General features: G+C 36.7%; 5 protein-coding genes. All 5 read right to left on the bottom strand.

What is annotated here, in order from left to right; translation table 11 throughout:
- Window positions 1–100: 100 nt before the first annotated feature.
- The 5 genes from KQP79_RS03515 to KQP79_RS03495 are packed head-to-tail and all read right to left on the bottom strand — an operon-like array spanning window position 101 to window position 9,003.
- Complete coding sequence (locus KQP79_RS03515) at window positions 101–1,750, bottom strand: sulfatase-like hydrolase/transferase (protein ID WP_004320076.1); 1,650 nt, start codon at window positions 1,748–1,750, stop codon at window positions 101–103.
- A gap of 47 nt (window positions 1,751–1,797) precedes the next feature.
- Window positions 1,798–3,588: a family 43 glycosylhydrolase gene (locus tag KQP79_RS03510; protein WP_080599533.1), complete on the bottom strand. Its 1,791-nt coding sequence runs from the start codon at window positions 3,586–3,588 to the stop codon at window positions 1,798–1,800.
- Window positions 3,589–3,599: 11 nt separating this feature from the next.
- Entirely contained in the window at window positions 3,600–5,177 is a 1,578-nt protein-coding gene (locus KQP79_RS03505) for a putative Ig domain-containing protein (RefSeq protein ID WP_004320078.1), read from the bottom strand.
- A 23-nt stretch (window positions 5,178–5,200) separates the two neighbouring features.
- Window positions 5,201–7,840, bottom strand: coding sequence for a glycoside hydrolase family 2 protein (locus KQP79_RS03500; protein WP_004320080.1), 2,640 nt, complete (start codon window positions 7,838–7,840; stop codon window positions 5,201–5,203).
- A gap of 29 nt (window positions 7,841–7,869) precedes the next feature.
- Entirely contained in the window at window positions 7,870–9,003 is a 1,134-nt protein-coding gene (locus KQP79_RS03495; protein ID WP_004320082.1) for a glycoside hydrolase family 105 protein, read from the bottom strand.
- Window positions 9,004–9,139: the final 136 nt, after the last annotated feature.

Below are 9,139 nucleotides of genomic sequence, written 5' to 3'. Positions count from 1 at the left end.
GATTTTGCCCATAAGTGCATATTTGAATTTTATGAGGCAAAGGTATCAAAACCTTATGATATAAACCAATTATGAACATCTACTTATCAAAATTAGTATATCAAGCGACAGCAATTCTTGGCATTACCACGGGTTCTGTTTTCATGGACTTTTGTATAAACTCCAATAACAATTCACGTTTTATGTCTTTATAATTTGGATTATCCCAAAGATTTTCCATTTCATTGGGATCGTTTTCCAAATCAAAAAGTTCTCCCTCATTACTGTTCATATCAACAGATAATTTATATCTCCCGTTAACATAGGTTTTAAAATAAAACTTAGTCATCTGAAAATGGTTCTCTATAAAAACATGTTCCCTAACCTTGTCTGCTGTTCCTTTCATGACATTAAGCTGACTTACCCCTGTCATCGTTGACGGTATTTTTATTTTCAGGAAATCTAAAACCGTAGGAGCTATATCAGCTAATGAAACAAGAGCATTTGTACGCCTACCTTCAGGTATGACTCCAGGACATGAAGCTATGAATGGAATTTTAACACCATCTTCATAATCGAAAACACCCTTTGCCCCCAATCCATGCTCACCTATAAAATTCCCATGATCGGTAGTAAATATAATTAGCGTTTTGTTCAAGAGATTCTCTTGCTCCAGTTTATCCAATATTTTTCCTATATAATAGTCCATCATAGAAATCATACCATAATAGTAAGCTTTGGAAACCTTCACCCTATCTTTGGGTATTACGCGTGATCCTACTCCATGCACATGAAATGATTGAGCTCCCTCATCGTAGATATGTTTATCTAATTTGGGATCTCTGGTCATTCTGTAATGTAAAGGCATATCAGATACATCATCGCCATATGATTCAGGAATATCCATATCATCGGGATTGTACATTGAAGCCCATGGTTCAGGCAACAAATAAGGTGGGTGTGGATCAAAAAAACTTGCCCAAATAAAAAACCTCTTATCTTCCTTAATATAATCATCTATTAATGAATTGCAACGTTCTGTAATCCATGCATTCATATGATACCTCTCAGGTATACTCCACTCTCCAAACTCTTTTTTATCCTTTTTGCCCAAAGGCTTACAAAACCATTCCTTCCATTTATCGCCCACTTTATCTTCAAGCCATAGAGCATAATGTTGACCCACATGTCCCTCATCTCCATGATTTCTTGTTAGTTCAACATGATTAAAACCATAAAAAGGACCATTAAACTTTTCCCAAAATTCTAAATCATGAACTAAAGGATAAGCCTCAGCTGAAGGATACTCAGCAGTAGCTTTTAATGGTTGGAAGTGAGCCTTTCCAACTAAAGCCGTTTGATATCCCTCATCGTTAAGATAATCTCCTAAACAAGGAACATTCTCCATTAATTTAGTACCTAAGGCATAGGCTCCATGTTGACTTGGATACATTCCCGTTATTATAGATGCACGAGCAGGAGTACTTGTTGGATTAGTGGTATATGCCCTGTCAAAAACAACTCCATACTTTGCAAGTCGGTCCAAATTAGGAGTCTTGCATTTAGGATTATTATACCCCACTGCCATCCAATGATGTTGATCACTCGTTATAAGTAAAACATTCATTGAATCTGTAGACTCCTTAGAATCAGGTTTTGCTCCAAACAGCTTATTGTATTCATTTTGCAAACAAATATCTTGAGATATCAGTAATTGGGGAATTGTTAAAAATACACTGATAAAATAAAATTTACTATCAATAATTTCCAATTTTTATCTTTTTCATACAATATATTTAGGGTTATAAATTAAAATCACTAATACTTATCCACCTGTTCAAGCCAATATTTTAATTTTATAGGATTACCATTCTCATCCCCTCTTTCACCATCCAAATCAGCACACAAATAATACACTAAACCTGCATCAGAAAAATCCGGACCTGCCGGTTTCTTACGAGCCTGTTCGTAAACCCATCTTACATCAGAGTCACTACTTTCCTTCATCCACTCCCAGCTAATCCATGAAGGTGCCTTGAATTTATTTTTTGACTTATAGGCATTTTCACTTATGCCCGTTCCATTCTGATCAGAAATTAAATTAAAATTCACTCTCTGTCCAAATGATTTTTCCATTTTATTCCATGTCCATCCTGAATGAGGTTTTTCATTTGCATGAGGCTTATCAGCATGTTCATTATTCCACTCGGAATGAGAAATAACTGTGACATAGCTTAAAGATGCCGGTTCTTTCCTGAAGGCTCTGTTCAAAGCTTCTCCAACTACTTGCATCAGACCTGCAGCCACTATAAAAAGAGGATTTTCGGCTGTTGATTTTAAGATTTCATTACACATAGCTTCATATGCTTGTTCAGGGTTTTCCACTGCCGCTATGAACCTTGTGTTGTTAAAAGAGAATCTCTTTCCACACTCTTCAGCACTATGACGCATAATTTCCAAATCATTTTTCTCACTTCCCCATACATGATCAGCATAGACGTACAGCGATGTCTTATCCTGAAGTCCGGCTTTAGCGAGAATCATAAGGCTCATCATTGTAGCCTGCATATCATCATTATCATGCATATTTCCATCGGAACTTAAAGCTATACGTCCTTTGCCGGTATAATAATCTTTACCGGAAACCAAAGACGAAGTGGTCTTTACGGCAGGAACGATATTGCCGTTCTTGTCAAAAGAAATCAAGTCAAAGCATACTGAACGTCGGTTATTATGCCCGGATAAATCCCTTGTGTGATAAAACAAATAATATTTATTCTTAAATTCCACAATAGAGCCATGAGAAGTAGAGCAACCTACATTTTTTATGACCTCACCTTTATATTCAAAAGGTCCTTCAACAGACTTTGATGTTGCATATACAATAGTAGACTGATTACCCCATCCATTGGAATAAATCATATAGAACAGACCATCCTTTTTAAAGATGAACGGACCTTCACCATAATAACCTCCAAATCCTTCCTTATCTCCTTCATTTCCTATCAGCTTAACTTTATTGATTTTCCCTTTAATGCTTACCATATCATCATTAAGTTTAGCCCATCTGAATTCTCTACATCCGAAAAAAATATAAGCCTGGCCATTGTCTATGATAACGGAAGGATCTATCGGTTCAGGTCCAATCAGTTTAACATTACCGGTATTATCTATCAAAGGTTTTCCAGAATCTTTAAATCCGGAAACCGGATTTGAGGAAACAGCAACTCCAATTTTTGTACGCTCAACCGGATAGTAGAAATAATATTTATCATCACGCTTCACACAATCGGGAGCCCACGCCATACTTTTGGCCCAAGGTATATCATCCAAACCAAAGAAATCACCATGATCAATCCAGTCTTCCATATTGTCAGTACTGAATACACGCCAATCTTTCATTGTATAATAATCAGCGTCCTTTAAATCGTGGGAAGTATATACATATAGTTTGCCATCGAATACGCGAGCCGTAGGATCGGCTGTAAATATATGACGGACAAGCGGATTGCCTGTATATTTGAACTCTGTCTGTGAACATAAAGGCATTGGAGCCATAAATATAGACAACAATAATAACTTTATTAAATCTAATTTATTTATTCTCATAAAATGCATATTTATTTGTCATTTATTTTAACCACCACACATCCATGAGGTCTTACCATGGTCTTAAACGCATTCTTATATGTACCAATATTTTTCTGACGCCAAACGTCACGAATATTTTTTTTACCTGAAATGCCTATTTCACTCCATGGAACTTCTACTGAAGTTTCCTCATTGTTGAAGTTGAAGATTCCCATCGCTATGCTACCATCAGAAAGATCCTTAACCAGCAATTCTATTCCATTACCATGGTCGTAATGCTTGGCCGGTTTAGAAAGTCTGTCCTGGTTGATATCCAGCATTTCTACATTAGTCAAGAGACTCATCTCAAACTCACTTAGAGCGTTTAAATCACAACTCAGCAGCAGAGGTGTTCCCCACAACATGAATGATGATACGTGATGATATAGTTCGTCAACAGTCAGACTATCATCACTTCCATATTTCTGTAGACCAACCATCAGAAAATCTGCATCAGGCGTATGTCCCGGGCCACCTTCATAACCTTCTCTCAACCATTTGTTATGATTCTTCCAGTTGTCGAGCAAATTCAAGTGTTCCCTATCCTTCGACCATCTGGCTCTGATATCCCCCCCGGTTCTGAATACCTGCACATATTCCTTACATCTTACTGCCTCGGACAATGGACACGAGTTTGAAATAGAATATACAATATCACGTCCTGATTCCTTTAACGCAATAGCCATTCTGACAATACTTGCAGAATCATTGGGATTCCAATCATATTTCATATAGTCTATTTTCCAATCGGCCCACTGTTTGGCGTCATTGTCATCCATCTTATATTTACCGTGGCGTGAGCCTATGCCTTCTATTTCCTTTTTCTTAAAATTTATAAGCATCGATTTGTCCCATTTCCCATCCTCATTATTACTGCTTCCTCCTATATAGCCAGCATATGAAGAAATCCAAGGGGTAGAATAGATACCAAATTTAAGTCCCATATCATGAATATTTTCACTCAATTCCACAATATCAGGAAACTTTTCATTATCAGGCATTATGGCATTATATTTACCACCTCGTAAATTCCCCTGCCACCCGTCGTCTATATTTACATAAGAGTAACCATACCTGTCCAGTCCGACTGATTTTAATGCTTTGGCTTGCTTTAAGACGCCATCCTGAGTAACATTCTTTTTATAACAAATCCAGCTGCTCCACCCCATTGGTGGAGTAAGCGCTATTTCATCACCTACTACAATATCAAATTTGCGTTCTGCACTGCCAAGAGAATTCACAGCCTTAAAATTCACCGTATATGTTTTATTTATAGTATCTTTTAGAATACCTGATATAATATTTTTTTCCATGTCATACGAAAGCCCCTCAGGCAAACCCGTTACAAAGATTTCCATTGGTCGCTGTCCTGTAACAGGTATTGAATACATAAACTCATGTTTAGGACGTACCCCATATACTTCAGGACCATTGATTCTCGGCTTATTACTTACTTTGGGAGTTAATATATAATAACCTTCTCCATACTGAGGATTATAAACTTTATCTTCTGTTTCGCAAGAAGATAAAAGACCAATTATAGAAAATAATAAAATCTTGTTTTTCATTGTATATTTAATTTTAAAATTTATTATTCTTTGACTTTACTCCTTAGCTCCATGAGTTCTTGCTCGTATCCCACAATCTGTTGATGCAGATGCTTGATTTCATCCTTATATTTTTTAGCATCAGTATTTTGTGAAGTGTTGCCGGAGTCAATATTAACCACATTCATTTTGACATTCTTTTTCGAAAGATTCAAATAGTCCTTATTATAAACAGCAGCTGTTTTCATTGGTCTTGAATGTAATATAATCTCAGCACCTTTCAATCCATTTGAATAAGCCTTTACTTTTATTTCACCAGACACAATATCTGAACGAACAAGGGCTGTGACCACACCAAATTCAGATTTCACAGGCATCGGATTAATTATACTACCCGGTCCTTCTATCTCAAAATAAATCTCTTCAGATGACAGGACCTTGACCGTACCATTATCGTCGACCACATAAGCTCTTATCGGAACGAAATCCGAGCCATCAGCTACAAGCTCCATATTCTCATCATCAACTTCCAATTTCAATGCCAAAGATCTTAACGGATAAAGTTTAGCATGCTCAGCTACCACCTGACCGTCAATTATTCCTTCCACCTTCACTTCATAATTGAAAGCCCTGTTACGACCAATACCTTTCAACGACATGAAATTAAACGCATTTCTAAAAATAAAAGGCGGATGCGGCAAATCTCCATAAGTTTTTTCAGGTTTCTGTACCCCTACTACTTTCCCGTTTACAGACAATCTTACTTCATCACAATTGCTATATACATATATATCTTCAGAGGATAGTTGAGTAAGTTCATTCATAATCCTTACCATAGGTCCGGTTTCTATGTTTTTTATTTTCATATCAGGAGAAATCTGACTCTTCAGAAGGTAATACGAATATTTGGGGATTCTGTACACATCCATTAGACCTCCCAAAAATGGGTCGGGGTGGTAACCTCTATAATGCTCTATTCCAGCCCAAAGAGCCCCGCCCAATTTCACGGGAGGCAAACCATACAAGTTAGAAAATGTCTTTGAGATATTCTCTGCCTGATCAAGCAAAGCCTTTTCACCCCATGCACGTTTAACTCTTGTCACTGCGTTCTGTGAATACCAGTTATCTACCTCATTACCATCTCCACATTCTCTGATAAAAGAGTTGACATTTTCATCGTCCCCATGATAATAAATATCGAAGCCACCCTTTTTGGCTTCCTGAATATCAGTAACAGTATAAAAACCGGGATAAGGATATTCTTCATGTGCTGCCAGATGCATATTATGCATAACATTTCCCGGCTGTTGTGGAGTCTCATTCAATGCTGTTTCCCACATTATTATAGAACAGTGATTTCTGTTCTTGCGTACAAGATTCCTTGTATCTTCATACAATCGTTTTTCAAACAGCTCATTCTTAAAATTAAAGAAATGCCACCCCGGATTAGCTGAAGTAGTAAGAACCCCAAACTCATCACAAGCATCATAAAAAGCATCATCCATAGGATAATGTGCAACTCTTATTATATTGCAACCTGCTTCACGCAATTTCTTAACATCTCTCCACTGACCGGAATTTGGTAATGCATTTCCAACATATACATAATCCTGATGACGGTTAGCTCCGATAAGCTTTTCATTGAAAGGTTCGCCATTTATATAAAGCCCTTTAGGGCCGTTCATCTTTACACTCCTTACTCCGAAACGTGTTTTTATAGCATCTACCATGATTCCATCAACCCATACTTCAGTCTTTATGAAATTCAGATTAGGATTGTTAGGATGCCACAATTTTATACCTGAAACATTTATTCTTTGATTAAATGAATAGGTTTCAGCAGGTTTGATTACTTTTGATTGGGATACTTGCTCAAGTGTATTACCATCAGTATCTTCTATTGTAGTTACAAGCTTAGTTCTTTTAGGCTCTGCCTCAGAATTGCAGATTTCAGTTTTAACTGCAATATCTGCCTTATTACCTTTAGCACTCAATGTAGCAGCAAAAACCCCTCCACTGGCTACTGTTTTTGAGAGTTGAGGTAAAGTTATATATACAGATGGAGTTGAAATGAGATATACATCCCTGTAAATTCCGCCGAAATAAGAAAAATCCAATCCGGACTGTTGTTTTCCAGGAGGGTATGAAGTATCATCTGAATTGTCAGCAAGAACTGCTATTGTATTATCATTATTACCACGTCTCACAACGTCGGTTATATCAGCAGCAAACGGAAGATAACCGCCATAATGACTAACTATTTCCTTACCGTTAATCCAAACTTTAGACTTCCCCATAATTCCTTCGAAATAAATAAACAATCTTGCATTTCTTGCGGAATCAGAGATTTTAAATTTCTTTCTATACCAGGCTTCTCCCTGATAATTTCTACCTCCACTTGCATTATCGCCTAATATTTCAAGACCATGAGGCAAATTAACTCCCTCCCAGGAATTATCATCAAAATCTTCTTTATAAGCACCTTCAACGCTGCCCTTGAAAAAGCGCCAACCGATATTGAAATTTAAAGTTTTTCTAGGAGAGTTCTCAACAGAAAAATATCCGGCATTTGAAAAATGTTCATTCTGTTTTAGAAGAGTGTCCTTTGTATTTTGTGAATAAGATGTTTTTACATCACAAAAGAAATAAAGAAATACGAAGAAAGCAATAAAATATTTAAACATAGAAATTATAATTTTAAGAAATTATACTATTATAAAGCAAATCCATCACTAAATTTAAGAATTTCCATTGCTGCAAGCATAACAGCAGCCGGTCCATATACTTCGGTCATTTCGGCAGTTACTTTCTTCGGGTCTTGACCCACAGGCTGTACCCAACCGAGCATACCATCTTTCTGCACACTACCTACTATTGCATTCCACCCATTGATTGCACTTTTTAAGTATATTTCCTCATCTAACACTCCGTTATTTATTCCCCACCACAAAGCATAAGTAAAGAATGCAGTACAACTCATTTCAGGATCTGGGTAAGAAATTGGATCTAACATGCTGGCATGCCAGTGACCACGCTTATCCTGAAGTGAAACAATTCTTGAAGCCATTTCTTTAAAAAGAGAAATATATTTACTCCTTGACGGATAATCAGAAGGCAGATAAGTGATAATTCTTGACAACCCAGCTAGAACCCAAGCATTTCCTCTTCCCCAAAACACTTTCTCACCATTTTTCTCTTTACGTTTAAAATACTTGGCGTCACGGAAAAATAATGATTCGGACTCATCATAGAGAAATTTATGAGTATCCCAAAATTCCTTATCCATAAAATCTCTCATCTTATTATTACCGGTTATATTTGCAAACCTGGCGAAGACTGGAGGTGCCATATAAAGAGCATCACACCAACACCATCTGTCATTTACGTGCTTACTTTTTTCCCCGAAAACAGCTTTTGACGGATGATTCATTATAAACTCAAGCCGTGATAATGTATGATGAATAACCTCATCTTTACCGGTTTTATCATAAAGAGTAGCGTACATAAGACAAACAGCTAAATCATCAGCATGGTATATTCTGTGATTAGCAGTAGAAAGACTATATCTGTTACGCTCACAGATATTTCTATACCATGATATCAAACTGCTGTCATTTCTGAATTCTGCCCATTCGCTTAAGGCAGACAAGAATACACCATTCTCCCAACTCAAATCACCAAATGACTTATAAATACGATTCTTGTTCATATCAGAATAATGTTCTATCTGCCAGTCTACCACTTTATTAACTGTATTCAAAACAGCAGATGAATCCGGAATCATAGCGTTCAAGAATGTAATAGGAAATAACAGTATCTCTATTACAAGTAATTTTACTTTTTCCATACTACCTCCTCTCAGAAGTATTTGTTGGGTGCTAATTTAAGTCAATAAAGAAGTATCCATAAAAAGGCACATCGTATTGTTTCATCATTTCTCAACTTTCGGATTTAACCCAGGCTTGATAGTATATTGCTGATTT

Source organism: Bacteroides sp. DH3716P (assembly GCF_025914115.1).
In the GTDB taxonomy this organism is placed as follows: Bacteria; Bacteroidota; Bacteroidia; order Bacteroidales; family Bacteroidaceae; genus Bacteroides; species Bacteroides ovatus.
This window is presented reverse-complemented; position numbering and strand designations above follow the sequence as displayed.